A 26118-nucleotide genomic window follows, 5' to 3' on the forward strand; every position below is an offset into this window, starting at 1 on the left:
AGAAAGAATAATCTTTAATCAAATTAATACTTTCGCTCACAGAACCCCTATCCTAAGCGCTCCGCTCTGGTATGTCTGTCACTGGCATCACTTTTTCAACCCTTACTAAGCGAACAAGGCAGGGGTTGAAAGTTTCTTTGAAAGATGTGGTTTAGAGATGCACCTGAGACACGCTAGTTGCTGTATGAAACATAAAACGCTCTAATTTTCAAGCGTTCTAAGGGCTTACTATTCCCACGGTTTCAACGTGGTGCTCTAATCAACTACGCCATACGTCCGGGCAGACATGGAAGTTGGCATATCGAGCGGCGCGATCGCAACCTCTACCACCGCCGATTTAGCGAGCCAAGCCAGGTTGAAGCCCTCTAGGATTTAGCAGCAGCGGCCCATCTTGCTTAGGGGTAGCGGCTACTCGCAGATTAGAAAGGGCAGTGCCCTGATAGTAGTGGGCCAAAATTTGCTGGTAGTTGTGGCCTCGGGTGGCCAGCCCGCGCGCGCCCCACTGGCTCATCCCCAGGCCGTGGCCATAGCCGCGCCCATCAACCCGCAGGGTGTCGCCTGCCAAGGTGAGAGAACACAGTGAGCTGCGCAGCCCTAATGCCTGACGCAGCTCGGTGCCGGTCATGGTGCGGCTGCCCTGGGTTCCCTGGAGCCGAATGGAGGTGATGCGCCCCTGGGGAGTGGCGCGCTCAGTGACAACTCCGGTCAGGCGGCCAATGCCGGTAATGCGCTGCGCAACCTGCTGGGTTGAAAAGGTCTCAGACCACTGAAATACCGGGGCCTCTTGGTCGTAGTCGGCCACGCCGCGCAGGTAAGGGGTAGCGCGCTGCCAAATATCTTCGGAGTTTTCGGTATAGCCGCCGGAGGAGGAGTGGAATACAGCTTCAATTACCCGGCCTCCATAGGTCAGCACCTGGCCCTGGGTGGCGTTGACCGCAGCTTGTACAGAGGGAGCTTCGGCAGCCAGCCCTCCATAAACCTGGTGGGCCGTGGTGCCCCCCACATCAAACAGGTCGCCCTGGGTGCGATCGCGCCGATAAAGGGCATAGGAGCGAGCTGCTACCGCCTGGGCCTTAAGTGCTTCCTGGGGCCAGCTGGCGGGCATTTCGCCGCCAACAACGCCGTAGAGATAGGCTTCGAGATCCACCCAGTTGACGGCCGTCACTTTGCCCTCAATGGGCACCACCAGCACCTTACCCCGATACCATTTGTCGTTGATGAAGATGTAGCCACCACCAGTCGGCTCTACCCAAAAGGCTTGCCCCTGCCAGTCGGCTAGCTTCAGCCCGCCTCCCTGAGGAGTGACGGTGACCGATCGCCCCTGGGGAATCTGACCCACGCCCTGACCCGTGCCATTTTTGACCACCGCTGGAGTAGAGCTGCCCACCACCGCTTGATTGAGGCGATCGCCCACGGCCACCCGCATTTCGACCGCTGCTTGCACCGGCAGCGTCGCCAGCCACCACAGCACCGACAGACTGAGACCGTGCTTAAGAAAGCCTCGGGAGCGGCTGAGCAGCAGCCCAAACAGGGGTTGGCGAAGTAAAGTCATCGGTTGCGGCAGAACGTAGAGAACGTAGGGATCACCGGACAGCGCTTTTTACGGTATCACCGATGGCTCAGCCCGGCACATTAGGATCCAATCATCCCTGTGACGATCTCGGTACTCACAAGTTGCCCCAAAAGGGACAGCGATCAAACTGGTTGCTTAGGGCGGCACGATCGGCTCGTAAAGCCTTCTCAGGAAAGCCATAATTTTGCGGCCATATTCTGGGTCGGCGCTCCAGCGGCCGCTGAGCTGATCCACTAGAGGGGCAACTCCCCGCACCACAAACAAAAAGCGAGGATCGACCTGGCGCTGCACCAAGGGGTCGAGGCTAGCGTAGGCCTTGAGGTGCTGAATCTGCGCCCGCACCCCCACCCGAGCGCTGGGGAAGGATGATCCCTCTGGCCCGCCCGTGGGTGAACCAATGCCGCCAAAGTTGTTTTGGGCCGGGTTGAGGCTGCCGCCAAAGTTAAGGGAGTTGGTTTCGACCAGCATTTGGCAAAAGGCAATGTCGTGGTTGACCCCCTCGATCGCCGCTTCTTCTCGGTAAAGCTTGGGCAGGTCGCGATAGGTATTGACGGCACCCTGATTAACGCTCTGCAAAAACAGGGTCAACTGTGTATCTGACGTGCTGCCGTTGCCCATAATGCGATCCATCGAGCCAGGGCAGAATTGAGTGCCCGTGCGCGATCGCAGCCGAATCGTGCGGTTAGCCGCATCCCAGGTCACCGTCACGTTGTAGTTTTGCAGATCCACCGCTTTGATGTAGACCACGTTGGCGTAGCGAATGCGGGTGATGTTGGGAGAACTGGTCGCGTCCACCCCCAGCAAGTCGGCAATGTCGATGGGCACGTAGGCATTGCCGTTGACGATAATGCCGGTCTCTGGATAAATGCCGCCGTTAAGATTAATGCGAATTTCGGGCAGGTTGCTCCCCGGCGCAGTGGGGGTACCGCTGCCTACCGCCCGGCTCCAGGAGGCCAGCCCATCGGCAACACCCAGGGCCACATCGCGCCGCTGCCGCTGAATGACGGCCAAATCTTGGGGATTGCTCAGGTAGCCCACCTCCATCAGCAACGAAGGGCAGCCCAAGTTGCGACAAAAGGGCAGCAGACCCGTCGGCGACTCGGTGTCGGGCTTGACGCCGCGGCTGGGCACCTGGGGTATGCGGCGCAGCAGGGCCAGCAGCACAATCTCAGCGTGGGTGCGGCGCGTGTCGTTTTTAGCAATGTAGAATACCGCCGAACCCCTCACTGCTGGGTCACTGTAGACCCCGGCATGGATTTCGATGGCCACATCTTCAGGGCGACAGCGGGCGTTGATCCAGGCCAGGGTTGCGGCGGCGCTGAGGTCATCGGGCACAGACAGCACCGCTAGCTGGCGCGACCTGAGCTCAGCCACCACCAAGTCGCGAATCTGAATCATCTCCGCCGCTTCGGTGGTGTTGGGCAGCACGGCACCGGGGTCTACCACCCCATTCTCAAAGCCGCCGTGGCCCGCCGAGATAAAAATCTGTGCCATATAGAACCGAATTCTGAGACTCTCTGGCCAGAATCATACCTATGAAATGGGGAAGGGGAGTGAGAGAAAGTTTTGAGTGTTTAGTTTTGAGTTTTGAATTTCTGATCCTGGGCGTGAATTCAAAACCCAAAACTCAAAATTGAGAACTTGAATTTCTACATCTCCCCAAACGCCGCCAACGCTGCCCCCGTCACCCGGCAGGTCTGCCACTCGGGCTTAATCTCGGCCCCCATGCTTTGGTAAAACTCGATCGCGGGGGTGTTCCAATCGAGCACGCTCCACTCAAAGCGACCGCAGCCGCGCTCAAGGGCCAGCTTGCCCAAATGCACTAGCAACGCTTTGCCAATGCCCTGGCGGCGGTAGTCGGGGTACACGAAAATGTCTTCCAGGTAAATGCCGGGCTTCATTAAAAAGGTCGAAAAGTTGTGGAAGAACAGGGCCATGCCCGCTGGCTGGTTGTCAACCCAGGCCAATAGGGCTTCGGCGTAGGGGCGATCGCCAAACAGAGCAGCGGCCAAATCGTCGGGGCTGCCGGTCACCTCGTGGGCCAGCTTTTCGTAATCGGCTAGGGCTTTGATCAAGTCCACTAGGGCTGGCACATCGGCGGGAGTGGCGGGGCGAATCTCAAGCGGGCGATCGGCGGTGGAGGTCATATGCTCTAATTCAAGCTGGATGGAAACATGGGGTCGGGCGCGATCGCAGTATGAACTGGCTTACCGGTAAACCGCTAGGCCTGCCAACGATGGCTGGTAACGATTTGATCAATACATTCCTTTAGGGAAGCTGCTCAGAGCCATGGCAGAACGAGATATCCCGCGAAGCGGTAAAGCCTCCAGGCTGCGTGTAGCATACGCTTACCCCGGCGGTCTGGGGGTCGAGATGAGTAGGGCGGGGCTTAGCCCAGGAGAACTGAGGTGCCAGCGGCGATCAGCATAATTTTAGGCTTGGTACTGAGCTTAGAACTCACCGCATTTTTGTCGCACCCACCTCATCCATCGCGGAGCCAAGGCCTACTGGGATCAGTTTGAGAATTTTCCCGAGTTTGCGGTTCGGTTAAAGCCTTTAACCAGACGACGGGCTGTGTGGAGAACCGGGTGCTAGTGACAACGCGTAAATTCAAAGAATTGAGAGCAGCGATTGAGACGCTGGAGGGGTGCGATCGCATTCCCTGCTGCCTTGAAGGTGAACTGGCTGAAACTAACGCTCTTTAAGTTCTATCATTCACAAAAAAGAGTGCGTCTACGTATTAGGTAATGCATGTGAAGATGCCTATTTAGTGATGTCTAGAAACTAATAAAGCAGCATGCCTTTCCTACCCAAAAGCGTAACAGTAAACAGCTAAGCAGAAATCAGAACCTTTGGCAATACTCCAATAGGCAGACTAGAAAACCAAAAACATCTGCCATAATCGCGGAGCTAACATTTCTTATTGTTTAACGGAGCCCAAGGGTTATGTCTGAGCCGAATGGCGTGATGATGCAGTATTTCCATTGGTACATTGAGCCCGATGGTAACCTTTGGAATGAGCTTGCCAACAACGCAAAGGATTTGGCAGAAGCAGGCATTACCTCACTTTGGCTACCTCCTGCCTACAAAGGTAGCGCCGGTGGTTATGACGTAGGTTATAGCGTCTACGATTTATACGATCTCGGCGAATTTGACCAAAAAGGCAGCGTTCGCACTAAATACGGCACCAAAGACGAGTATATCCAGGCCATCAAAACTGCTAAAGAGGCTGGCATACGCGTCTACGCCGATGTGGTATTTAACCACATGATGGGCGGCGATGAAGCCGAAGAAGTCGAAGCCACTCCCATGAGCCACGATAATCGTCATGAGCAAATTGACGAAAATCGCACGGTTAAAGTGTGGACACACTTCAAATTCCCCGGTCGCCAGGGCAAGTATTCTGACATGGAGTGGCATTGGTGGCATTTTGATGCCGTTGACCACGACGAAAACGATCCCAGTTACGATGCGGTTTATCTCTTCAAAGGCAAATCTTTTGACGAAAATGTAGACCTCGAAAAAGGTGCCTTTGACTACCTAATGGGCTGCGACCTCGACATGGAATCGGACGAGGTGCGCAACGCCCTCAAGGAGTGGGGAACTTGGTACACCGACACCACTCAGGTCGATGGCTTTCGCTTTGACGCGGTCAAGCACGTGCGAGCCGGCTTCTTTCCCCACTGGCTACAGCACTGCCGATATCAAGCGGGCCGCAGGCTGTTTGCAGTGGGCGAATATTGGTCCTACGAAATTGAGGCGCTGCACCACTTCATTGAAGTAACCGAAGGCGATGTGCATCTATTTGATGCACCCTTGCACTACAACTTCAGCGAGGCCAGCAAAGCCGGTGGCGACTACGACCTCACCACCATTTTTGACAACACCCTAGTCAAAGAGCAGCCCGCTCTCGCCGTTACTCTAGTCGACAACCACGACTCGCAACCCCTACAATCGCTTGAATCGGTGGTAGAGCCCTGGTTTAAGCCCCTGGCCTACGCGCTGATTTTGCTGCGCCAGGATGGCTACCCCTGCATTTTCTACGCCGACTACTACGGGGCCCACTATAAAGACACCGGCAATGACGGCGGCGAATATGAGATCTGGCTCGATAGCCACAAATGGCTGATCGATAAGTTCTTGTATGCCCGCAGCACCTACGCTTTTGGCGACCAGTACGACTACTTCGACCACCCCAGCACTATTGGCTGGACCAGGCTTGGCACCGAGGCCAACCCCGGCGGTATGGCCGTGGTGCTAACCAACGGCGGCGACGGCCACAAATGGATGGAGGTGGGCCGAGCCAACTGCGTCTACTACGATATTACCGAACACATTCAGGAGCCGGTCACCACCAACGACGAGGGCTGGGCTGAGTTTAGCTGTCAGGCGGGTTCAGTTTCGGTGTGGGTGCCGAAGGAGTAGATGGGTGAAGGGGTAGATGGGTAGCGGGTGGATGGATAGGGGCGAATGGCATTCGCCCCAGTGCAGCAGCTATAGCGTCCGGTTAGAAGATGATTCCAACGGAGATATAGCAAGCACTCTACCTGTCCCTAGAGCACCATTTTGGCTTTGAGAATCGGCCCTTCTTCCCGTTCTTCGAGCTGGGCGATGCCTAGAAAGGTGCCGTCTGGCTCGTTGAGGACTCGGTAGGGAGTGTTAGGCGGTATCACCATGGTGGGTGGAAACTTTTGCCCCTGCTGCCAGCGCAGGGCAAGCTCGGCGGGGAGGACGATCGCCGGCAAATGCTCCAAGGCGATCGCTGGATCTACTAGCTCAAGCGTCTGCTTCTCCAGCAAATTCGTCACATCGTCCAGCGTGAGACTGTGCGACGAGTCAAAGCCGCCGCTGCGAGTGCGGATTAAGTGGGCCAAGGTGGCTCCGGTGCCGAGGCGATCGCCCAAATCCCGTGCGATCGAGCGAATGTAGGTGCCAGGGCCGCAGTCTACATCCAGTGTTAGCTCCGGCTGTTCCCCCGGCTGCCAGTGCTGCACTGTGAGGTTGTGGATCGTCACCACGCGCGAAGGCGGCGTGACGACTCGACCCTTGCGCGCCAGATCGTAGAGGCGCTGCCCCTGCACCTGAATGGCGCTAAAGGCCGGAGGCACCTGATCGATTGTCCCTTGGAACTCGGGTAGGCAAGCAGCAATATCCTCCACTGTCAGGCGATCGGCGGCTTGCTGGGTCAGCATTTCCCCTTCTAAATCGTCGGTGGTGGTGGTGAGGCCAAAGCGAATGATTGCACGATAGGCTTTGCCCTCGGGCAGGTAGGGCAGCAGGCGCGTGGCCCGGCCCACAGCTATGGGCAAAACGCCCTCGGCCAAAGGGTCTAACGTACCTCCGTGGCCTACTTTTCTAATGCCCGTCAGCCGCCGCACCGCCCCCACACAATCGTGGGAACTCATGCCCTGGGGTTTATAGAAATTCAAAAATCCCTGCACAACGTTGTATCCTGCTCATCCACCCGCCTACCCATTCACCTATCTACTCCCCGTCAGCGCCCCAAACTTCAGCCAACCGCTGGTCGCGCCCGCATGCCGTGCGGTAATACTTGTAGCGCAGCGGGTGCTTGAGGTAATAGTCCTGGTGGTAGTCTTCAGCGGGGTAAAAGGTCTGGGCGGGCTCAATGGCCGTCACGATGGGAGTTTTCCGAAACTTCGGCCCGGCGCTGAGCACCTGTTTAGACTGTTCTGCCAACGCCTGCTGATCGTCGTCGTGGACAAAGATTTTGGCCCGATACTGGCTGCCCTTGTCGCAGAACTGGCCTCGATTATCTACTGGGTCTACATTCTGCCAAAACACCTGAAGCAGCTTGTCGTAGCTGACTTTTGCAGGGTCGTAGACCACTTGCACCGCTTCCACGTGGCCAGTGCCCCCAGCGGAAACTTCGGAGTAGGTGGGGTTAACCTTGGTACCGCCGGTATAGCCAGAGGTGGTCGACACTACGCCGTCTAGCTTGTCAAAGGGGCCTTCCATGCACCAAAAACAGCCCCCGGCAAAAGTGGCGGTGGCTAAGCTGGGGTCAGAGACTGTAGTGGACTCGGGCATCGAGTCGGCATTGGCGTAGAAGGGTAGGGCGTCCCATATCAGCCCTAGGGTGGCTAGCAGCAGTAGGCCCAACAGCAGCCTGCGCACAATTTGCATAGTTACGTTCGTTACGGTTGATCTCAATTATCAGCTTACGGCAACAAGCTGAGATTCTCTTGAAGGGCTTGGCCGCCCGGTGCTGAGGCTAACGATAGGATGATGGGTCGGGAGGACTGAGGCAATGGCAGCTAGACTCTGATGGCGTTATTGCCGGTTTAGGGCAGCGTTTCTGCACCTTGAGAACTTTTTCAGCCCTCATTACGAGTCAACTTTGTATGATTAGGGAGTATTGCCGCTGTGGTCGCACCCCGCGTTGCGGCAGTCCATTGGGCCAGTATTCGCCCTGCTCCAGAGGTTAAGCCCCCCGTGATTTTATCGTCTCCCCCTACTATCAACCGCGGCAAGTCTCTGTATGAGCAGGTTTACCACGCGCTGCGATCGGCGATTTTGACCGGGGCACTTTCGCCAGGCGATCGCCTAGTAGAAACCCAGCTAGCTGAGTGGCTCCAGGTCAGCCGCACCCCCCTGCGGGAGGCCCTGCGCCAGCTCCAGCAAGATGGGTTGGTAACCGCCGATGTCAGCGGCGGCCTGCGGGTGACCACCATTACCGCCGCCGATGCCGAAGACCTCTACGACTGCCGTCTGGCCCTAGAGGCGCTGGCGGTGGCTGGGGCTTGTACCCACGCCACTGAAGAGCAGCTTGAGGCGATCGCAGCCTGCGTGGCCAAGGCTGAAGGGGCCGTCGCCAACAGCCACGGTAGCCTCTCGGCCGAGAGCCTGCTCGATGTCGACTACCAGTTTCACCATCTCATTGCCGAGGGGTCGGGCAATCGGCGGCTGGTGTCGCTGTTAGATAGCTTGTTTGACGCCATGGCGCTGCTGCGCATTCAAACCCTGCAGCAAAACCCCAACGTGCTCGACATTCGCCTAGAGCATCGCCAAATCTACGAGGCCATTCTCAGCCGCGATCCCGATGTGGCGGTGGCGGCCATTAGCCAACACCTGCGCGCTAGCAAGACCCGCGTGGTCAAAGAAATTGAGGGCCACCAGCCGATGGCGGCAAAGTTATAACCGCTGACTCTGCCCAGGCAACGCGGGGATCGCGGTCTGGTAGGATTTTGGGACTACTCACGTTAGCAGGACTAGCCGCTATGTCTCAAACACCAACCACCGGGGCCGATGCCGTCGATGCCGCGATCGCCGAGGGCATTGACCTCGATGGCACCCCCATTCCCGCCGCTAAGCTCGACCTCTACCACACCGTGATGGCCAAAGAAGCTGGGCGGCAGCGCAGTGGGGTGTCAAACTCGATGCGATCGCGCATTGTGCGCATTGGGGCCAAGCACTTCGCCGTCGATGAGCTCAACGCCATGCTGCAAGCGGCCGACTTTGCGCCCCTCAAAGACAAAGAGATCGCCTACTTTTATGGCGGCAAGTAGCCTCGGTTAGCTGTTTAATTGTGAACCCCCTGTATCCCAGTTCCGGGATGCAGGGGGTTTTGTAAGTTCTGAAGCGGTTCGAGCGATCGCTGAATCAACACAACTAGATGGCCACTCAAAGCAACAGAGCTGAACCCCCAGGGAACACTGAAATAGCTTTTGCGCTGATCGAGAAACAACGGTTATGGTGGCTCGTACATTTGGTTGTTTGGGTTCTGCACTGGTTACGGTGGCGGGGCTAGCTGGGGTAACGTGGGTACTCAACCTGCCCTACCCCATGATTCGCTGGCCCGTAGCCAAAACGGTCCCCCTAATTCTGCTGCCCAGCTACATCAAGATGGATCACGACTACCGGCAAGCGGTGTCGCTGGTAGAGCAGGCTGACCAATTGGTGAATCAAGCCACCTCGGCTCAAGATATTGAACTAGGCGAAGAAAAAGTCACCCAGGCCCAGACGCATTTAGACGGGCTGCCAGTGTGGTTTTTGGGCTACTATCCCCAGGGCTACTGCGGCTTCGTGGGCTGTAGCTGGCGGTTCACCCTAGATGAGTTTGAGACCGCCCGCGCCGAGATTGGCCGCATGGAAGCCGTAGTGTTTCAAGAGCGCAACGCCCAAACCTTACTGACAGCTGGGACAACAGCCGTCGATGGGGCACAGCAGGCTTTTCAAACGGCGGCATCTAGCTCCGACCGAGCCACAGCTCTCACCACCTGGCAGCAGGGGATGGATCGACTGAGCGAAATTCCGCCCGAGACATTGGCGGGGCGGCAGTCGGCTACCAAGCTAGACGCCTACCAGCGCGACTATCAGCAGGTGGCAGGCAACGTCGCCGGAGGCAACCGCTCTGGCACATTGGTCGATGCGGCTAAAGCCTTTGGGTATGAAGCGGCTGTCGCCGGCCAAAACCCGCCCCACAGTGCCGCTCGTTGGGAAACCGTTGCGGGGCTTTGGGAAACGGCGATCGCCCGCTTAGACGACATTCCCATCGATGACCCTGGCTATAGCGAAGCCCAGATCCTGCTAGCCCAATACCAAACCAATCTGGGCATCGTTCAAGAAAACATTGGCAAAGAAGAAGCCTCAGCTAGAGCCTTTGATAGTGCCACCGAAAAAAGCACCTACATGCTGGCCCAAAACTTAAAGGGCATGGAGCGCAATCAAATCGCCAGCCTGCTCCAAGACATCATTAATGACTTAGAAAAAGTTCAGCCCAACACCACCAACCATGCCCGAGCCAGCGAAATGCTCAGATCTGCTAACCAAAAGCTAGCTCAGCTTGAATAAAAAGCTTGACTCAAGCAAGGTTGTTGCGTCTCAGACAAGGCGGCAACCCAAGGCCAATTTTTGCAGATGTTGAACTGTTGTTAACCCCTTTGGAGAGGGCAGATTTCATCCTACAATCGGCCGCATCTGCGTCGCAGACGAGGGCAAGGGTAAAGGGAGTATTTCTCTTCTTTGCAAAACCCCTGGTGTCTCCGGAAGCAGGTCGGGTGCAGGTGTATTTGATGACGGAACCATCCACCCATGCCACTCCATGCCAAAGCTCAATAACTTACAACTCGGCCAAAAATTCACCTTGCTGCTGCTGCTCGTATTTTTGGGGGGCATCATTGCCAGCAGCATCGCCCTGTCTTCGGTTCTCAACAAGAGCGCCCAGGCTCAACTTACCACCAACGCCCTAATGTTGATGGAAACGATGAACTCTGTGCGAGATTACACCACCAACCAAGTCAACCCAGAACTGGTGGCGCGGCTAGATACCGAATTTTTGCCGGAAACCGTGCCTGCTTATTCGGCACGAGAAGTATTTGAAACCTTTCGTGGCAACCCCATCTATGCTGACTTTTTCTATAAAGAAGCTACCCTCAACCCTACCAACTTAAGAGACAAAGCTGATGGCTTTGAGGCTCAGCTCGTCGAACAATTTAAGCAGCAGAGCACGGCCCAAGAGACCAGTGGTTTTCGCCGTACCCCAGCGGGTGACCTCTACTACATTGCTCGCCCGATTAAAATTAGCAAGCCAAGCTGCCTAGAATGCCACAGCACCCCGGCCGCTGCCCCAGCCAGCATGATCGAGCGCTACGGAGCCAACAACGGGTTTGGCTGGCATCTAGATGAAATTATTGGCGCCCAGATGATCTCCGTACCGGCTGAAAAGGTGCTGAAGAGTGCCCGTCAGTCTCTGGTGCTGATCCTCGGCATTTTTGTGATTGCGTTTTCACTGGCGATCGTGCTGGTCAACCTCTGGCTCAAGCGCTACGTGGTGCGCCCCCTCAACCGCATGGCGTTGGCGGCGGAAGCGGCCAGCATGGGCGACCCGATGGCGGAGTTTAGCCAAGACTCTAACGATGAAGTCGGCAAATTAGCAGTGGCCTTCAACCGCATGCAAATGAGTTTACAGATGGCTATGCAGCGTCTAGAGCGCTACCGGGAAGGGCGACGCAGCTCAGGAGATTTCTCGGGTAAACAATAGATATTGATAGACGTCAGCCTAAATCAAATATCAAGTACTTTTTATCGGGGCTCAGCCTACTGGGTTCTACTGCATTTGTCGGCAAAATTCCTCTGCCTTTTTGGAGTCAGGAATTTCAGCGGCGAGGCGGTTAATCAGCTCTTGAGGCGAAAGCTGAGGAAAGTCGGCCAGGGTATCCTCGATTAGGTAGTTGGCCATGGGGCCAATGCAGCGGGTCAGGGTTTGCCGACAGCGGTTCAAAAATTCTGGGCTGGGGCGCTCTGCGGCTGGGGTGACAACACCCAATATTGACTCTGGATCGGCCGCCGTAAGCTCCTTGGAACTGTCTATTAGGCTGACAGCATTTTCGTCTACGGCGACCTGAATGCGACTGACAAAGTCTGTGGCCTGACGTCCGTTAGAAAGCTGACTCGCCAAAATTTCGACAAATTCCTCCGGTGTAGCCTGGGGGTGTTGCTCGATCATATCTTCGACAATCACGCTGGCCATGGGGCCAATGCAGCGGGCGAGTTCCTGGCGGCAGGCCTCCATGAATGATGGATTGCGCTGCTGGGGAAGGGTTGTTTTTGATGTGGCCCCTGGAGCATCCAGCCGATGGGCAGCTGGAGTCCAGGCCGGTTCAACGGTGAGGGGAGAGATAGGAGCTTTAATTGTCTTGGCTAGGGGCGCTAAGCGCTGCATTACGTCGCGGGCTGTTTGAAACCGGGCTTTTGGTTTCTGCTGCACCAACTGGGTGAGAATGTTGGCCAAACTTGGGCTCACGCTGGTGTAGGTCTGCCAGTGCCACTCCAGCGACTCTCGATCGATCAGGTCGCGGGGGTAGCGGCCGGTTAACAGGACGATCGCCGTCACCCCCAGCGCATAGAGGTCACTGGAGGGAAAACTCTGGCCCAAGTGAATTTGCTCTGGTGGTGAGTAGCCAAATTTGCCCACCATAGTGGCGGGTTGGGCATCGTCGGCTGCGGTCATCTCGTCGGAAAGCAGGGTACTAATGGCGTCGCTGACCAGGCCGAAATCGATCAGCACCGGCAGGCTGCGATCGCGGCAGTACATAATGTTGTCTGGCGAAATATCGCGGTGCACAATATTCAGACCGTGGAGGTAATCCAGCACCTGCAGCATCTGCATCAGCCACTGGACAACCTCAGCCTCAGAAAACTGGCTGTTTTGCTGACGGCGCTGCTTAATCAGCTGAGAATAGGGCACGCCATCGATATATTCCTGCACAATAAACAGGCGCTCTTTCTGAGTAAAGCAGGCCAGAAACTTGGGCACCTGGGGATGGTCGAGCTGGTATAGGGTTTTGGCCTCTCGCTTGAATAAATCTAGGGCCTTTTGCAGGTTGCTCCCAGACTTTTTGGTGGGAAAAAACTCTTTCAGCACGCAGGCTTCACCAAAGCGCTGGGAGTCTTCTACTAAATAGGACCGGCCGAAGCCGCCCTGCCCTAGCACTCGCTGAACGATGTAGCGACCGCCTACCTTAGTGCCGGGGGCCAGGAGCTTGCGGTCTATGGATGCTTCAGGAGCTACCTCAAGCCCTTCTTCGGTGGTGATTGCCGAGGGGCTGGCCTCGTTTGGCCCCCTCGGCAGGGCATGGACGTGGTAGGCCGGTACCAGCTCTTGAATGTTTTTGAGCTGAAGCGGCCCGGCGTAGGTGGTGTCTAAATCTAAGCGCGACTTGACCACGTCGTAGACAATTTTAGAAATGCAAATTCCGCTAGGGCGCGCTTCGGTCTGGAGGCGGGCGGCAATGTTGACCCCGTTGCCCATCACGTCAGACTGACTAAAAAACACATCCCCTAAATGGATGCCAATGCGGTGCAGCAGGGCTGGCTCATCCCCGGCAGTGGCATTGATGCGGTGCAGTTCTTTTTGAATTTCGAGCCCGCAGGTGACGGCCTGTACCGCACTGGCAAAATACATCAGCAGGCCATCGCCAGTCGATTTCAGTACTTTGCCCTCAAACTGCTCGCAGAGCGCTTCCATCAGTGCTTGGTCGCGCTGGAGCTGGGAGAGGGTTAATTCTTCCTGTACTGACATGCGGGCGCTAAAGCCAACCGCATCGGTCAGCATAATAGCGGCTAGGGTGCGATGTCCGTGGGTCACACGAGTCAGCTCCAAGGGTTGCTAGAGACGTCTAATAGCTAACGGACTGATGCGGCTGACTACAGTGAACCTCACCCAATGCGCCGCAATTTTCTAAAGGCATCCAAGACGGTAATGATGGTATGGCCTGCACCCCTACAGCCTGAGATTCATTGTTTCAAAAGCTGTTTTAACAGCAAAACACCGGCAAACTATGCGGTGAACAATGGCCCTCAGAAAATGGCTTTGGCCCTAATTCTAGCCTACCAACAGGTTCCTCGCCGTCTCACAACTCACGATCTAGACATCTCGGCAAAGGCGATGTGCAAGGGATTGAGGGCGCGTTGTCTATTCCTTAAGACCCTAGGGTGAGCACCGCAGGCTGCTCTTTAACGCGAGACTCTAACGGACGCACTTTGTTGACCAAGGCGATCAGCTGGCTTAAGTCAGGTGGGGGTACGTTCGGAACGTAGCCCGCATCAGCGGTGAGGTTGGATGGAGCATTTTGCATGGCCTGCTCAAGGTACTGCTGCTGGTTGCGATCGACGTTGGGGCCGATCAAGACTGCCCCGGGAGGAATGGCGCGACTGGCGTGCAGAATGCGAAAGGTATTGCCCTCAAACGCGCTGCGATACTGCTGGAAGGCGTCTTCTGACATGGCCCCTGCGGCCACTCTGCCGTTGGCAATCCACTCCAACGCTGTAGCGGGGGTGGAGGCAAACTCAATGGCCTTGAGGGTGAGGCCGTAGAGGTCGTAGAGGGGCAGATAGTAGCCCGTAGCGGAGCCGGCTTCTCCAAGGGCGAGGGTTTGGTTTGCCAGGTCGCCCAGCGCCTGAAACGAGCTATCGTTGCGCACCACCAGCACCGACTTTTGGTTGGGTGCACCCAGCATGGGGAAGATGGGTAGATAGTTAGCTTCGGCCATGGCGATCGCCGCTAGTCCTGAGGGCGCAAACATCAGCGACCAGTTGGCCGCACGAATTTGCTCAACGGCGCGAATTTCGTTAAACACTGGCTCTAGCTCGACGATCGCCTTAAGCTGCTCGGCCAGGTAGGTCTGGAATCGCTGATATTTTTCTAACGAGCTAGCGCCGTCGTCGTAGCTCACCAACCCTATGGTGAGTCGCAGTGGCTGGTCGGATACTTTGGCTGGGCCGCAGCCGCTCGCCTGGAGCAGCACCACCGCCATTAGACCCACCAGGCATGATTTAAAGAAACGACGCAGACGACTCATAAAGCTCCACAAACAGGTTGAGCGAGATTTCTACCCGAAACTCTAGCCAGTGTTTGCAGCTTAGATCGACGGCTTTAATAATCCAGATCTTCTTTGTATTCTGTGACGTTTGGTCTGCTGGAGGGCTATTACGGGGCGATCGCGCTACCCAAAGTAGTCCGGCTCATTCCCTGGCGTCCACTTGATATTGCAGCCAATGCTAGGTTTTTGGTGACCGGGCATAGCTTCAGCCGCTAGCACTGCATCTAGCGCCGTCCGCAGATCTTCGCCCGTAACCGGTAAGTTGTTGCCCGGGCGGCTATCGTCGAGCTGACCCCGGTATGCCAGGGTTTTAGCCTCGTCAAACAGAAAAAAGTCGGGGGTGCAGGCGGCGGTGTAGGCCTTGGCGATCTCCTGGGTTTCGTCGAAGCAGTAGGGAAAGGTGAAGCCCACAGCCTGGGCCTGGGCTTTGAGGTGTTCTGGGCCATCCTGAGGGTGGGTTTGTAGGCTGTTGGCGCTGATGGCGACGATGCCCACGCCCTTGGGACCATAGTCTCGACCAAGGCGGCCCAGCTCTTGCTCCACATGCTTAACGAAAGGGCAGTGGCGGCAGATAAACATCACCAGCAGAGCTGGAGCATCGGCAAACGTGCCGAGGTTGATGGTTTGGCCGCTGACGACGTCTCTGAGTTCAAAGTGGGGGGCAGCGGTGCCCAGGGGCAGCATGGTAGATTCCACCATAGCCATGGGATGAAGTCTCCAGGGTGAGTTTTCTTTATCGTACCGAGGGATCTGGCTATGACCGCTGATTCTTTGCAGGCTATCCGTAATTACCTGGCCCTTTCGCCCACCCTAGGCACCGCCGGGCAGCCCACCGCCGAGCAGTTTAAGGCGGTAGCCGAGGCCGGTTATACAGTCGTGGTCAATCTGGCGCTATCCACCTCCGACAACGCCATTGCCAACGAAGCAGAAGTGCTGAAAAGCCTGGGCATGACCTACTTTCACATTCCGGTGGTGTGGGAAGCGCCAACCCCAACCGATCTGGCCATCTTCTTTAAAGTGATGGATCGCAACCGCGACGTTAAGGTTTTGGTTCACTGCGCTCTCAACATGCGCGTCTCCGCCTTTGTCTATCTCTACCGCGTGCTCCGTCTGGATATTGATCCCGCTGTGGCGATCGCCGACCTACACCGCATCTGGCACCCTAACCCCACCTGGCAAACCTTCATCGACCAGTCCCTAGCCTAACCCCATCACCCCCCCAACCCATCACTCCCTACCCATCCACCCCTCACCCCTTACCCCCCACCCCCTCCCTCCCCTAAAATGTCTCTATGGCAAACGAGACCCACTACCAAACCCTTGAGGTTCAAGAGTCGGCGACCCAGGCAGAGATTAAGCGCGCCTATCGTCGTCTGGCTAAGGAGTATCATCCTGATAGCAAGAGCGATCGCGCGTCCCACGATCGCATTGCTCGCATCAACATTGCCTACGAAGTCATTGGCGACCCCTCGCGGCGTACGGTTTATGACCAGCAGCGTCAGGGGTTTGTAGCCGCTGACCCAGTGGAGAGTGCTACCAATCGGACGAAGCGCACGGCGGATATGCAGGCGGTGTATCGCTACGCTCGCGAGGCAACACAGTCGTCTGAGGCGCGCGAAGATGCCTGGCTAAAGCTGGTTTACGGCCCAGTGGACAGGTTGTTGGGCAAAATCATGTCGCCCCTAAAAACAGAGATTCGCAAGCTGTCGGCTGACCCCTTCGACGATGAGCTGATGGAGGGGTTTATGGCGTATTTAGAGCAGGGCCGCACCTGGCTGGAGCAGGCCCAGAGCAAGTTTAACTCGATGGCAAATCCGGCAAGTATGGCGGGGGTGGCGGCGGATATTTACCACTGTCTGGGGCTGCTGGAGGATGGGCTGGATGAACTCGATCGCTTCACGATGAGCTATGAGGAGAGCTACATTCACACCGGAACGGAGCTATTTCGGCGGGTGAAGCAACTGCGGGCTGATGCGAAGGAGCGGTTGAAGCGGTTGGTGTAAGGTGTCTCGTAGGGTGCATCCGCGCAGCGATGCACCGTTTAAGGGATTCGTAGCAACGGAACTGGTATGAATCAAGGATGGGTTTACACCGATCGCATCACCCCCGCCGAAGCTGGTCTCTCCGTCCTCGACTTCTATAGCAATCGCTACAGGTACTTTAGTCGGGTGATATGGCGCGATCGCATCGCAGCTGGCCAAATTCGCCAAAACGGTATTGCCATGGCCTCCGACGATCGCCTCAGTGCGGGGGACAGGCTGGACTACCATCGGCCTCCGTGGGAGGAGCCGGAGGCACCGCTGGAGTTTGGGGTGCTGTATGAGGATGAGGATTTGATGGCGATCGCTAAGCCATCAGGTCTGCCGGTGCTGCCTGGCGGGGGCTTCCTCACCCATACGCTGCTGCACCAGCTCAGGCTGCGCTATTCCGACAACCCGCCCATTCCGGTACATCGGCTGGGGCGGGGAACGTCGGGGGTAATGCTACTGGGGCGATCGCCTCTAGCTCGTGCTGTGCTCAGTCGCCAGCTGCGCGACTCGACCGCAACGGCCCACGATCCCCAAGCTCCACACCCCATTCGCAAGACCTATCGAGCTCTAATTGGGTTCACCAACTTACCCGACAAGTTCATCCTCACAACCTCTATCGGCAAAGTCGATCACCCAGCGCTGGGGTATGTGTACGCAGCCTCGCCCGCCGGTCTACCCTCCTACAGCGAGGGCCTGGTTATCCAGCGCAATGTAGATTCCACCCTGGTAGAAGTCACTATTCGCACTGGGAGACCCCACCAGATTCGCATTCACCTAGCGGCGGCAGGGTTTCCGCTCATCGGGGATCCCCTCTACGGGGTCGGCGGCCTACCGCTACCGATTAAACCGTCTGAGACTGGCAGAGTCCCCGTCCCCGGCGACGTTGGCTACCATCTGCACGCCTACCATCTAACCCTCCCCCATCCCCGCACCCAAGAACCTTTAGAAATTCTCTGCCCTGCCCCCACCATCTTGCAGAGTTCCAGCCGCTAAGCTCATTCACGTCGGCGAACTCCAACCCCCTACTCCCTGCTCCTTACCTCACAAGGCCGCACCATCAACAGCTGCTCCGCCTGACCAAAGCCATGTTTCTCGTAAAAGGGCTGCATCTCGGGGGTGCAAAACAGTTGAATGCACTCCACCTGGGCAATTCGGGGGTGGGTGGTGACATGCTCGATCAGCTTAGCTCCCAAGCCCTGCCCACGATAGTCTGCCGCCACGATTACATCGAATACGATCGCCCGATACACCCAGTCCGTCAGGACTCGACAAAAGCCTGCCAACCGCTGCGCCTCCTCGTCCCATAGGCCAAAGAGTAGGTCGCTGTTGGCCAGCAGGGGCGACACATCGGCCAAGGCTCGTTTGTTGCTCCACCACTCCTGCAAATACATCTGGTGAAGCTGCTCAACCTGAGCGGAGGTGAGCTGGTGAATGACAGTAAACATGGGTAAATTGCGATCTTTACAGTACGGATATCCTGCCCCAGCAGCTTAGAGAAAGGGCTACGATCGAGGGGTAGCACAGGCGCAAGACCTATCTTACTGCCGATGGCAAGGGCCAAGGCCACCGATACAGTTTGGGTATAGCTGCAACACAATTCCCCTCTCTGCTTAAAGCAGACTGCACGCGAGATTTGAGGGGCAATAGCAAGCTACTCCCATCAGCTAGGGCCAACAATGTAGCGCTGGCACTGACCACCATATATCGGAGGATGCCTCCATGAAATTTACTCTACTCGCTGGGACCGCAGTCGCTATTTCGTTAGCAATGGGTCTACCCGCTCAGGCCGAAAACCCAGCCCACGTACAGCAGCTACTTGAAACCAACCTTTGCCAGAGCTGCGATCTGTCGGGGGCCAATCTAACCCAGGCTCACCTAATTGGCGCTGACCTGCGCGATGCCAACTTGGAAGGCGCAACTCTCTTAGAATCCAACCTAGAAGGGGCTGACTTAAGCGGTGCCGACTTGACTGGTGCTAACCTCACCCGAGCTTTTTTGACCAACGCCCTGCTCGAAAACGCCATCTTTGACCAAGCTAATTTAACCGAAGCATCTCTCTACTTTGCTGAGGTGACTGGAGCGTCATTTCTCAATGCCAATTTGACCGGAGCCGACATTGTAGGCACCCCAATTAGCGTTGGCGGCGACTAGCATCCTGTCAATAAGTCCGGTTGGTAGACGCAGTCGGATATCGATTTTGGCCAGCAGAAATTTCTGCTGGCCAAAATACTTTAAAGTAACGCTCTTCTCCATAGGATTAGAAGTTTAGGTTGCTGTTTGAGGCCACACAACATGTCTCATTCGATGCACCAAGGTAGTGGAAGCTGAGAATAGCGAAAATCCAATCAAGGGATGCAAAACAGCGAGGGGAATTGACACTGAAAGCGGCATTTGAATATGAATAGTTAGAAATTGCAGTCCTATAAGAACGGGCAAACCTGTGGTAAGGGAATTAATGCGCTGCGGTACAGGTAAGTACCAGGCTCCGCCTAGCAACAGCAAGGACAGTCCGCCATAACCTCGCACCAGCCAAACATGGAGATTCCACCAGGTAGGATTATAGAAGTAAGCCAGTCCTACCGTTAAAACTTGAGCGGTCAAACAGAGATTAAAGAAGACTGCAGCCGCGTAATAGATCAGCATTACGGGTTGAGTTGAAGGCTGATGTTCAGCAGTTTGATCTGATAGCTCAGCGGAAAGTTTCATCGTTGATGGTTCCATGCCTAATCAATTGGTTGGTTGAGCTTACGGTTGGTGCTAGCCTCCCTGTAATTCGCTCGCAGGCGTATTGAGCGTGGCGACTTACAACTTTGCTCGATGACATCAATGGCAATTTAGCCTCTGCCCTCAGCCAGGCATAGACCTCGAATGAGTACACTTTGCCCTCACGGTTGGAGGTATTGCGAGTGAGCAGAGCCGTGGAGGTCTCGCTACAGTCGCTTTTTGGTGCGATGCTCAAACCCAAACCGAGTCTGTCCTTAAGCAGTCACTTATGGCTGCCCCAAGCGAGTACCTCGCCGCCCGCCGGTAAATGCTGAGCCTTTCAGACGGGCTGCTGGCTATTGATCAAAATACTTCCACACTCTGGCCGACGGGGCTATTGTGTTTGCTCCTATTGCCTAAGCTGGTGGCGCTGCGAGCTAATCCTGAAATAATGGGGTTTGCATGCAGCGGTATAACCCCTTGTGAAGCAGAAAGTACTGACCTCGTCATCCAAGGGCTCACCATAAAGAGATTGGAGCCACCCTCTAAATTGCCAAAAGCTCTGTAAAGTAAGCGCTAAAGCTCATCTTTTGTAAGCTCGATGTGTCGTCGCAAGCCAAAATAGAGGCAAAACTGTCTGCCCAATAGTTTTGGAACCTAGACTGGCGTTGTCTCTGCAAAATCAAAAATGGTCTGCATTTGCAGACCATTTGGCTCTTGGTTTACCGTTAAGGCGACACCCGGATTCGAACCGGGGGTGGAGGTTTTGCAGACCTCTGCCTTACCACTTGGCTATGTCGCCGCCTTATCAGTTTTCGAGTATAGCAAACTCAGGGCGCAATCCGGCGATCGCGCCACGCAGCCTTTGGCAAATCATTTTGGCCCAGAGACCAACAGATTAAATCGGCTGAGCTTTAAGGGGCGATCGCGACGGGCCTGTGCCTTAGAGCCCTAGGGCAAGGAGGCCGAGTCAGTGTGGGGCTGGCGAAATCGATAAATATCCTCCAGTGCCGTCGCCCAGCTACTAGCCAGAGAGGTAAGGAGCTGCTCCCCTTTTTCCCCAGTGGCTATAGTTGGGTCTCCCAAAACCCCGCTGGCGCTGAGATCGCGGGTCACCCAGGCAAAGGGCAATGCTCCCTCCATAGTGAGCCAGCTATCTGTCGGCAAATTTTGGGGAAACTCGGCTTTGGCCTCAGCCATGCGCACTTGCTCGGGCATGATCGACAGCATTAAGCTGGTTTCGGCATCCCCAGCGTGAATGCCCAGCTCCATCTCTTTAGGCGTCAGCAGATCGCCGGCGCAGTTGGGTACTGCCCACACAAATAGAGGAAACACCATCAAATCATTGTGGACCTGATGCAGATCTCGCGCGGCAATTTCTAGCACCTGGGGCTGGCCGCCGTGGGCATTGAGCAGTACCAGCTTGCGAAATCCAGCTCGGTAGATACTTTCGGCGACATCATAGATGACCTTCAGCAGGGTTTCAGCCGAGAGGGTAATCGTGCCTGGAAAATGCCAGTGCTCATTAGATTTGCCGTAGTACAGGGGAGGCAAGCTGTAGACCGGTACTGCGTCATCTAGCTGAGCCAAGGCGTTGCCGAGCACGGTCGTGCAGATGGCGCTGTCTACGGCGAGGGGCAAATGCGGACCATGCTGCTCGATCGCTCCCATCGGCTGCACAATCACCGCATCGGCGCGATCGGGCATAGCCGCAATGTCAGTCCAAGTGAGATAAGCAAAGTAGCGGTGGGGAGGAATGGGGCCGTGCATAGTTTTTTGGGATAAAGAATTTAGAGCTGCTCACATAGCTAGCATTCGGACTGCGGGGCTCTGCTTGTGCCTTAGTTCTAACTGTGAAACCCAGAGCTGTGAAAGCAAAAAGGACTTGACATTTATAGGTGAAACGGTAACAATGAATACAGAAACAAATCGTTCATCTCTCTGTGAGAGACGGAAGTAGAGCTCCAGCTCGAAGGAACGCGCCTCTGTTTATACACCTTCATTCACTTAAGGAGAGGCGAAAGATGTCCTTGAAATATCGCGGCGTTGATTACGAACCGGCTAATGCCCAAGTTAATGTCTCTGAAGAAGTTATTGGTCGCTATCGCGGCGCTGTTGCTACCCGCCATGTAGCACCTCAGGCCCATGCCGCTCATCCTCAGGGCCTTAAGTATCGTGGGGCCACTGTTCGATAGACCAAGTTTGCCCGGTTAGGCTAAGCGGTGGTTCTGGTTGCAAGACTAGGGCCGCCGCTGACTATTTTTAGGGCAGGAGACTACCTGAGTCGTCATTTTACTGAGGCACCTCTGTGGGGGTGCTTTTTTGTGCGATAGGCTTGGACAAGACGTGATCGCTGCGGCCAGGGAAAAGCTTGGTTATTTTTGCATATCTGCTGGGGCTAGCTACGGGAGCGCTACTGCTATTTTGGCAGCAGCGGCACCAGCGGCGCCGTGAGCGACGCTTGATCACAACTCTGCAAGCCACCGATTGGCCCACAGCTTTAGGACAAGTTGAGCAGTTGGTGAAAACCCAGCCTCAGCAACAGCGGCAACTGCGATCGCTAGGCACCAGCCGCGATACCCTAGAGCGCATTCTACAGACGGCTCCCATCGGCTATCTACAGGTCGATGAAGAAAATCAGCTGATCTGGTGCAACGATCAGGCCAATCGCCTGCTCAAGATGAATCAGCCCTTAACAGGGCCGGTGCAACGCCGCCGGCTGCTGCTAGAGGTGGCCCGCTCCTACGAACTCGATGCGCTGATCGAAGAAACCCGAGAGAAGCAAGCGTGTTGTCAGCGCGAATGGATGCTCTATCAAATTTCTCCGGATCCACTCCATCCTAAAGAAGAGCCTACCTTTCCTCTGCGGGGTTATGCTATTCCCCTAGATGGGGGTGAAGTCGGCGTATTTTTGGAGAACCGCCAAGAGGCCGCATTGTTGGTGCAGCAGCGCGATCGCTGGACCTCTGATGTGGCCCACGAGCTCAAAACTCCTCTCACGTCCATTCGCCTGGTGGCCGAAACCCTTCAGCCCCGCGTCGATGAGAGCCAACGCCGCTGGCTTGACCGTTTGGTCAACGAAACCATTCGCCTCAGCAATTTAGTTGAAGACCTGCTGAATCTCAGCCGTCTTCAGGGGGATCAGTTTCAGGGTCTGAGCCTCAAGCCTGTCGATCTGCCCCAGCTGGTTCAACGGGCCTGGGTTAGCCTGGAGCCTCTGGCGCAGGTTAAAGCGCTTAAACTAGCTTACGACGGTCCTTCCCACTGTCTAACCAATCTCGATGAGCCGCTTTTCCATCGGGTGCTGCTCAACCTGATCGACAATGCCATTAAACACAGTCCCAGTCGCGCCAACGTCTATGTTCGGTTATTAGAACCGGGAACTGCCCCAGCGTTAGGTCACGATGCCGAAAACCCAGAGCCAGATACGCTCATTCTCGACGTGATGGATATGGGTCCAGGCTTCAGCGCTAAAGATTTGCCCTATATTTTCGACCGCTTTTACCGGGCCGATCCCTCGCGCACCCGCACTGACCCGTTGGTTGACCTAGTTCCTATAAATACCGGGACCACTCCAGAAATTGGCCGCGGTACAGGACTGGGCCTAGCCATTGTGAGCCAAATTATAGAGGCCCACAATGGCACAATTACCGCCGCTAATCATCCCGAGCTAGGCGGCGGCTGGCTGCGGCTCCGGCTGCCGGCTACCCAGTCCGATAGCCTGTTATGAGAGGCGTTTTGTCGCCCCTGACCACCAGCCCACTGGCCGAGTTAAGCAGCGCTACTTAGGGATCTTAGTAAGAACTTATACTCAGATGCCCTGGATTGCTGTCATAATTGTTAAGCAGGTTGACTAAACCTTGCCGGGGTTACCCTATCTATGCGTTACCACGTCATGGCAGAACGGTTACAAAAAATCCTCTCTCAGTATGGGGTTGCCTCCCGACGGCAAGCCGAGCAGATGATTGAGGCCGGGCAGGTGCAGGTCAACGGAGCCGTGGCCTACTTGGGCCAGCGGGCTGACCCTAGCTGCGATCGCATAGAAGTCAATCAACAACCCCTTCAGGCTCATCATCGGCCTACTCAGCACTATCTGCTCCTGCACAAGCCCCTCGGCATGGTGTCTACCTGTGCCGATCCCCAGGATCGCCCTACCGTGCTCAATGCTCTACCCCCTGAGCTACAAACCGTCGGCATTCACCCCGTAGGGCGACTGGATGCCTACACAACCGGAGCGCTGTTGCTTACCAACGATGGTGACTTCACCTTTCGGCTCACCCATCCCCGCCACGACGTCTCTAAAACCTATCGGGTGCGCCTTGAGGGCCAGCTGTCTCCCTCAGCCCTCGATGCTTGGCGACAGGGTATCTGGCTCGATCGCCAGCTTACTCGCCCTGCCCAAGTTCGAGTGATCGCCACTAACCCCAACCATACCCAACTTGAGGTTATTCTTCAGGAAGGGCGCAACCGGCAAATCCGCCGGGTTGCCATGGCCCTAGGCCATCGGGTGATAGACTTACACCGAACCGCATTAGGTTCAGTTGCGCTGGGCAATCTAGGTGTGGGGGCTTACAGGGCTTTATCATCTGCCGAAATTGAGGCATTATTAGCTGAGTCATCGGTTCAATCAACTCCTCAGAAAACTACCTCCGTTATTAGTTAGCGTTCGCCGTCTTGAGCTAGATTTTCCCTGTATGAAGACAAAAGAGTTGGTTGACCCTAATGCTCTCTACCGAGAACAGCTCTCGGAGCTTGGTGCGATGCTGCAATGGGCTCGTCAGCAGCAGGGGCAAAGCCTAGAGGTCATGGCTGAAAAAACTTTGATTCGTCCTAGCCTATTGACCGCCATTGAACAAGGCGATCTGGACGGGCTGCCCGAACCGGTATACATCCGTGGCCTTCTGCGCCGCTATGGTGATGCTCTCCAACTCGACGGCGAGACCCTCGCCAGTCAGTTTTTTACTCCACCCCGCATTCAGCGGACCTCTTGGAAAGAGACTCCAGCAGCGCAACTCCGCCCTTTGCATCTCTATGGAGCATACTTTGTCCTGCTAGTGGCGGCCATTAGCGGCTTGTCCTACGTGCTGCGTCAGACGGCCCCAGAGGTCACGGTGCTGCCTCCTTTAAATCCCCTAGAAGGAGTCGAGGGGCCAGCTAATCCAGGCCCGAATAATACTCCTGCCCCCGCCGCTGCCGAGCCTGAGGATCCCAAAGCTCCGATTAAAGTCAAAATGACGCTCACTGCCCAGTCTTGGCTACGCATCACCTCTGACGGTAAAACCGAGTTCGAAGGTATTTTGCAGCCCGGCGACACCCGTCTGTGGACCGCAGACCAGGCATTGACGGTGCGAGCAGGCAATGCTGGTGCCGTGATGGTCAGCTACAACGACAAGCAGGCCGAAGCCCTAGGCCAGCCTGGAATGGTTCGAGAAATCACCTACTCCCCCATTGAAACTATCAGCCTAGCCTGGTAGAAACTCGCTTTGACAGAGGCTGTCCCTGCTTGTGCCGTTGTAATGGCACAAACAGGGTCAAACTTTTGAGGCCTTGGGCTAGCCTGGCTGATCCGCCTCGTCACTGGCGGCCTGCTGTAGGTCAAAGAGAAGCGGTACGTTGCTGCCCTGACCCATTACCAAGACTCGGGGGACTTGAGCGCCTCCTCCTTTCCAAGCCTCGATCGCCTCCTTTTGCAAAACGAGCTGACCGCCCTTAGCCTTCAGGGTTTCAGCGATCAGACGCTGAGCTTCGGCGCGACCTTTGGCGCGGTTGATCTCGGCCTGGGCCTCCTGCTCTGCCTCTTGGGCGATATAGACGGCCCGGCGGGCACGCTGCTCGGCAATTTGTTTGTCTTCGACGGCCTTGGCAAACTCAGTTGAGAATGTCAAATCAACTACGCTGGTGTCCAGCACCAAAATGCCGTACTTGTCGAGACGAAAGGTTAAGGCATCATCAAAGTCCTGCTTGAGTTCAGCCCGTTGGGTAATAGCCTCCTCGACAGTGCGACGGGCAGCAGCGATCTTAAATGACTCCTGGGTCTGAGGTGCCACAATTTTAGACACGATGTTTTCGAGCGTGCCCTGGGTGCGGCGAATATTCACCACCTCCGTGGGGTCAAGGCGAAAGTTGATGGCAAAGCGGCCGGAAAGATCCTGCAGGTCTTTGGTAGAGCTTTGGGCTGGCACCTCAAACTTTTGCACTGTCACGTCGTACACATCGACTGTAGACACTAGCGGTGGCTTCAAATGAATGCCTTCTAGCAACACCCCATCCTGAGACTTGCCGAGAATACTCAACACCCCGGCTTGGCCTGGGTTAATAATTACAAAACTGCTGGTCACCAGGGCTAAACCCACAATCGCGAGAAAGCTCAGCACCACCGGTGGCCAGTTCAGAGTCGAAGATTTCAACGGATGTTCCTAAATATGCTGCCCCTCTACGGTATCGGCTATTGAACCAGAACGGGGTAGTTCTT

The 26118-nt window shown here is 55.9% G+C and carries 25 protein-coding genes, 1 tRNA gene and 1 riboswitch; of the genes, 13 read left to right on the top strand and 13 right to left on the bottom strand.

Annotation, left to right across the window (positions count from 1 at the left end):
• Nucleotides 1-337 precede the first annotated feature (337 nt).
• From H6F59_RS06045 to H6F59_RS06055, 3 genes are all read right to left on the bottom strand, one after another.
• On the bottom strand, nucleotides 338-1552 hold the full coding sequence (locus H6F59_RS06045) for a SpoIID/LytB domain-containing protein (RefSeq protein WP_190696410.1): 1215 nt from the start codon (nucleotides 1550-1552) through the stop codon (nucleotides 338-340).
• Between the two features lie 156 nt (nucleotides 1553-1708).
• Nucleotides 1709-3067: an N-acetylmuramoyl-L-alanine amidase gene (locus tag H6F59_RS06050; RefSeq protein ID WP_190696413.1), complete on the bottom strand. Its 1359-nt coding sequence runs from the start codon at nucleotides 3065-3067 to the stop codon at nucleotides 1709-1711.
• Between the two features lie 155 nt (nucleotides 3068-3222).
• Complete coding sequence (locus H6F59_RS06055) at nucleotides 3223-3720, bottom strand: GNAT family N-acetyltransferase (RefSeq protein ID WP_190696416.1); 498 nt, start codon at nucleotides 3718-3720, stop codon at nucleotides 3223-3225.
• Nucleotides 3721-4519: 799 nt separating this feature from the next.
• Between H6F59_RS06055 and H6F59_RS06060 the strand changes: the two genes are divergently transcribed.
• Nucleotides 4520-5998 carry an alpha-amylase gene (locus H6F59_RS06060; protein WP_190696419.1) on the top strand — a complete coding sequence of 493 codons (1479 nt, stop codon included), beginning with the start codon at nucleotides 4520-4522 and terminating at the stop codon, nucleotides 5996-5998.
• Between the two features lie 128 nt (nucleotides 5999-6126).
• Here the strand turns inward: H6F59_RS06060 and truB are convergent, their stop codons facing one another.
• Together truB and msrA are read right to left on the bottom strand one after the other, a co-directional pair.
• Nucleotides 6127-7014 (bottom strand): tRNA pseudouridine(55) synthase TruB, encoded by an 888-nt coding sequence (gene truB, locus H6F59_RS06065; RefSeq protein WP_190696422.1) that lies wholly within the window; start codon nucleotides 7012-7014, stop codon nucleotides 6127-6129.
• 43 nt (nucleotides 7015-7057) lie between these two features.
• Complete coding sequence (gene msrA / locus H6F59_RS06070; RefSeq protein ID WP_190696424.1) at nucleotides 7058-7717, bottom strand: peptide-methionine (S)-S-oxide reductase MsrA; 660 nt, start codon at nucleotides 7715-7717, stop codon at nucleotides 7058-7060.
• Nucleotides 7718-8026: 309 nt separating this feature from the next.
• Here msrA and H6F59_RS06075 point away from each other — a divergent pair, with 309 nt between their 5' ends.
• The 4 genes from H6F59_RS06075 to H6F59_RS06090 all read left to right on the top strand — a co-directional run bounded on the left by H6F59_RS06075 (nucleotide 8027) and on the right by H6F59_RS06090 (nucleotide 11573).
• Nucleotides 8027-8731: an FCD domain-containing protein gene (locus tag H6F59_RS06075; protein WP_190697222.1), complete on the top strand. Its 705-nt coding sequence runs from the start codon at nucleotides 8027-8029 to the stop codon at nucleotides 8729-8731.
• An 80-nt stretch (nucleotides 8732-8811) separates the two neighbouring features.
• Nucleotides 8812-9099, top strand: a complete 288-nt coding sequence (locus H6F59_RS06080; protein ID WP_190696427.1) for a DUF4090 family protein — start codon at nucleotides 8812-8814, stop codon at nucleotides 9097-9099.
• A gap of 184 nt (nucleotides 9100-9283) precedes the next feature.
• Nucleotides 9284-10384: a hypothetical protein gene (locus H6F59_RS06085; protein ID WP_190696430.1), complete on the top strand. Its 1101-nt coding sequence runs from the start codon at nucleotides 9284-9286 to the stop codon at nucleotides 10382-10384.
• A gap of 250 nt (nucleotides 10385-10634) precedes the next feature.
• The gene (locus tag H6F59_RS06090) at nucleotides 10635-11573 is read left to right on the top strand and encodes a DUF3365 domain-containing protein (RefSeq protein WP_190696433.1); all 939 of its coding nucleotides are present in this window, start codon (nucleotides 10635-10637) and stop codon (nucleotides 11571-11573) included.
• A 66-nt stretch (nucleotides 11574-11639) separates the two neighbouring features.
• On the opposite strand, the gene H6F59_RS06095 is transcribed toward H6F59_RS06090, so the two are convergent.
• From H6F59_RS06095 to H6F59_RS06105, 3 genes are all read right to left on the bottom strand, one after another.
• The gene (locus tag H6F59_RS06095) at nucleotides 11640-13679 is read right to left on the bottom strand and encodes a protein kinase domain-containing protein (RefSeq protein WP_190696436.1); all 2040 of its coding nucleotides are present in this window, start codon (nucleotides 13677-13679) and stop codon (nucleotides 11640-11642) included.
• A 334-nt stretch (nucleotides 13680-14013) separates the two neighbouring features.
• Nucleotides 14014-14892: a phosphate/phosphite/phosphonate ABC transporter substrate-binding protein gene (locus H6F59_RS06100; RefSeq protein WP_190696439.1), complete on the bottom strand. Its 879-nt coding sequence runs from the start codon at nucleotides 14890-14892 to the stop codon at nucleotides 14014-14016.
• 144 nt (nucleotides 14893-15036) lie between these two features.
• On the bottom strand, nucleotides 15037-15618 hold the full coding sequence (locus H6F59_RS06105; protein WP_190696442.1) for a thioredoxin family protein: 582 nt from the start codon (nucleotides 15616-15618) through the stop codon (nucleotides 15037-15039).
• Between the two features lie 51 nt (nucleotides 15619-15669).
• On the opposite strand from H6F59_RS06105, the gene H6F59_RS06110 reads away from it, so the two are divergent.
• The 3 genes from H6F59_RS06110 (at nucleotide 15670) to H6F59_RS06120 (ending at nucleotide 17936) form a co-directional block, all read left to right on the top strand.
• Nucleotides 15670-16119 carry a protein tyrosine phosphatase family protein gene (locus H6F59_RS06110; protein WP_190696445.1) on the top strand — a complete coding sequence of 150 codons (450 nt, stop codon included), beginning with the start codon at nucleotides 15670-15672 and terminating at the stop codon, nucleotides 16117-16119.
• Between the two features lie 86 nt (nucleotides 16120-16205).
• Nucleotides 16206-16916, top strand: coding sequence for a J domain-containing protein (locus H6F59_RS06115; RefSeq protein ID WP_190696448.1), 711 nt, complete (start codon nucleotides 16206-16208; stop codon nucleotides 16914-16916).
• A gap of 66 nt (nucleotides 16917-16982) precedes the next feature.
• Nucleotides 16983-17936, top strand: a complete 954-nt coding sequence (locus H6F59_RS06120; protein WP_190696451.1) for a pseudouridine synthase — start codon at nucleotides 16983-16985, stop codon at nucleotides 17934-17936.
• Nucleotides 17937-17965: 29 nt separating this feature from the next.
• Here the strand turns inward: H6F59_RS06120 and H6F59_RS06125 are convergent, their stop codons facing one another.
• The gene (locus H6F59_RS06125; protein WP_190696454.1) at nucleotides 17966-18388 is read right to left on the bottom strand and encodes a GNAT family N-acetyltransferase; all 423 of its coding nucleotides are present in this window, start codon (nucleotides 18386-18388) and stop codon (nucleotides 17966-17968) included.
• 274 nt (nucleotides 18389-18662) lie between these two features.
• Here H6F59_RS06125 and H6F59_RS06130 point away from each other — a divergent pair, with 274 nt between their 5' ends.
• Nucleotides 18663-19094, top strand: a complete 432-nt coding sequence (locus tag H6F59_RS06130; RefSeq protein ID WP_190696457.1) for a pentapeptide repeat-containing protein — start codon at nucleotides 18663-18665, stop codon at nucleotides 19092-19094.
• A 114-nt stretch (nucleotides 19095-19208) separates the two neighbouring features.
• Here H6F59_RS06130 and H6F59_RS06135 read toward each other — a convergent pair whose 3' ends face one another.
• The 3 genes from H6F59_RS06135 to H6F59_RS06145 all read right to left on the bottom strand — a co-directional run bounded on the left by H6F59_RS06135 (nucleotide 19209) and on the right by H6F59_RS06145 (nucleotide 21416).
• The gene (locus H6F59_RS06135; RefSeq protein WP_242021285.1) at nucleotides 19209-19664 is read right to left on the bottom strand and encodes a DUF6220 domain-containing protein; all 456 of its coding nucleotides are present in this window, start codon (nucleotides 19662-19664) and stop codon (nucleotides 19209-19211) included.
• A gap of 713 nt (nucleotides 19665-20377) precedes the next feature.
• Nucleotides 20378-20448, bottom strand: a tRNA-Cys gene (locus H6F59_RS06140).
• 149 nt (nucleotides 20449-20597) lie between these two features.
• Nucleotides 20598-21416, bottom strand: a complete 819-nt coding sequence (locus H6F59_RS06145) for a creatininase family protein (protein WP_190696460.1) — start codon at nucleotides 21414-21416, stop codon at nucleotides 20598-20600.
• A 158-nt stretch (nucleotides 21417-21574) separates the two neighbouring features.
• Nucleotides 21575-21630, top strand: a riboswitch (Glutamine riboswitch).
• A gap of 40 nt (nucleotides 21631-21670) precedes the next feature.
• On the opposite strand from H6F59_RS06145, the gene H6F59_RS06150 reads away from it, so the two are divergent.
• The 4 genes from H6F59_RS06150 to H6F59_RS06165 all read left to right on the top strand — a co-directional run bounded on the left by H6F59_RS06150 (nucleotide 21671) and on the right by H6F59_RS06165 (nucleotide 25120).
• Entirely contained in the window at nucleotides 21671-21841 is a 171-nt protein-coding gene (locus H6F59_RS06150; protein ID WP_190696463.1) for a DUF4278 domain-containing protein, read from the top strand.
• Between the two features lie 176 nt (nucleotides 21842-22017).
• Nucleotides 22018-23376, top strand: coding sequence for a PAS domain-containing sensor histidine kinase (locus H6F59_RS06155; protein ID WP_190696465.1), 1359 nt, complete (start codon nucleotides 22018-22020; stop codon nucleotides 23374-23376).
• A 165-nt stretch (nucleotides 23377-23541) separates the two neighbouring features.
• Entirely contained in the window at nucleotides 23542-24309 is a 768-nt protein-coding gene (locus H6F59_RS06160; protein ID WP_190696469.1) for a pseudouridine synthase, read from the top strand.
• 31 nt (nucleotides 24310-24340) lie between these two features.
• Nucleotides 24341-25120 carry a RodZ domain-containing protein gene (locus H6F59_RS06165; RefSeq protein WP_190696471.1) on the top strand — a complete coding sequence of 260 codons (780 nt, stop codon included), beginning with the start codon at nucleotides 24341-24343 and terminating at the stop codon, nucleotides 25118-25120.
• Nucleotides 25121-25198: 78 nt separating this feature from the next.
• On the opposite strand, the gene H6F59_RS06170 is transcribed toward H6F59_RS06165, so the two are convergent.
• On the bottom strand, nucleotides 25199-26020 hold the full coding sequence (locus H6F59_RS06170) for a prohibitin family protein (RefSeq protein ID WP_348251273.1): 822 nt from the start codon (nucleotides 26018-26020) through the stop codon (nucleotides 25199-25201).
• Between the last annotated feature and the right edge of the window lie 98 nt (nucleotides 26021-26118).

Source organism: Nodosilinea sp. FACHB-141 (assembly GCF_014696135.1).
GTDB lineage: Bacteria > Cyanobacteriota > Cyanobacteriia > Phormidesmidales > Phormidesmidaceae > Nodosilinea.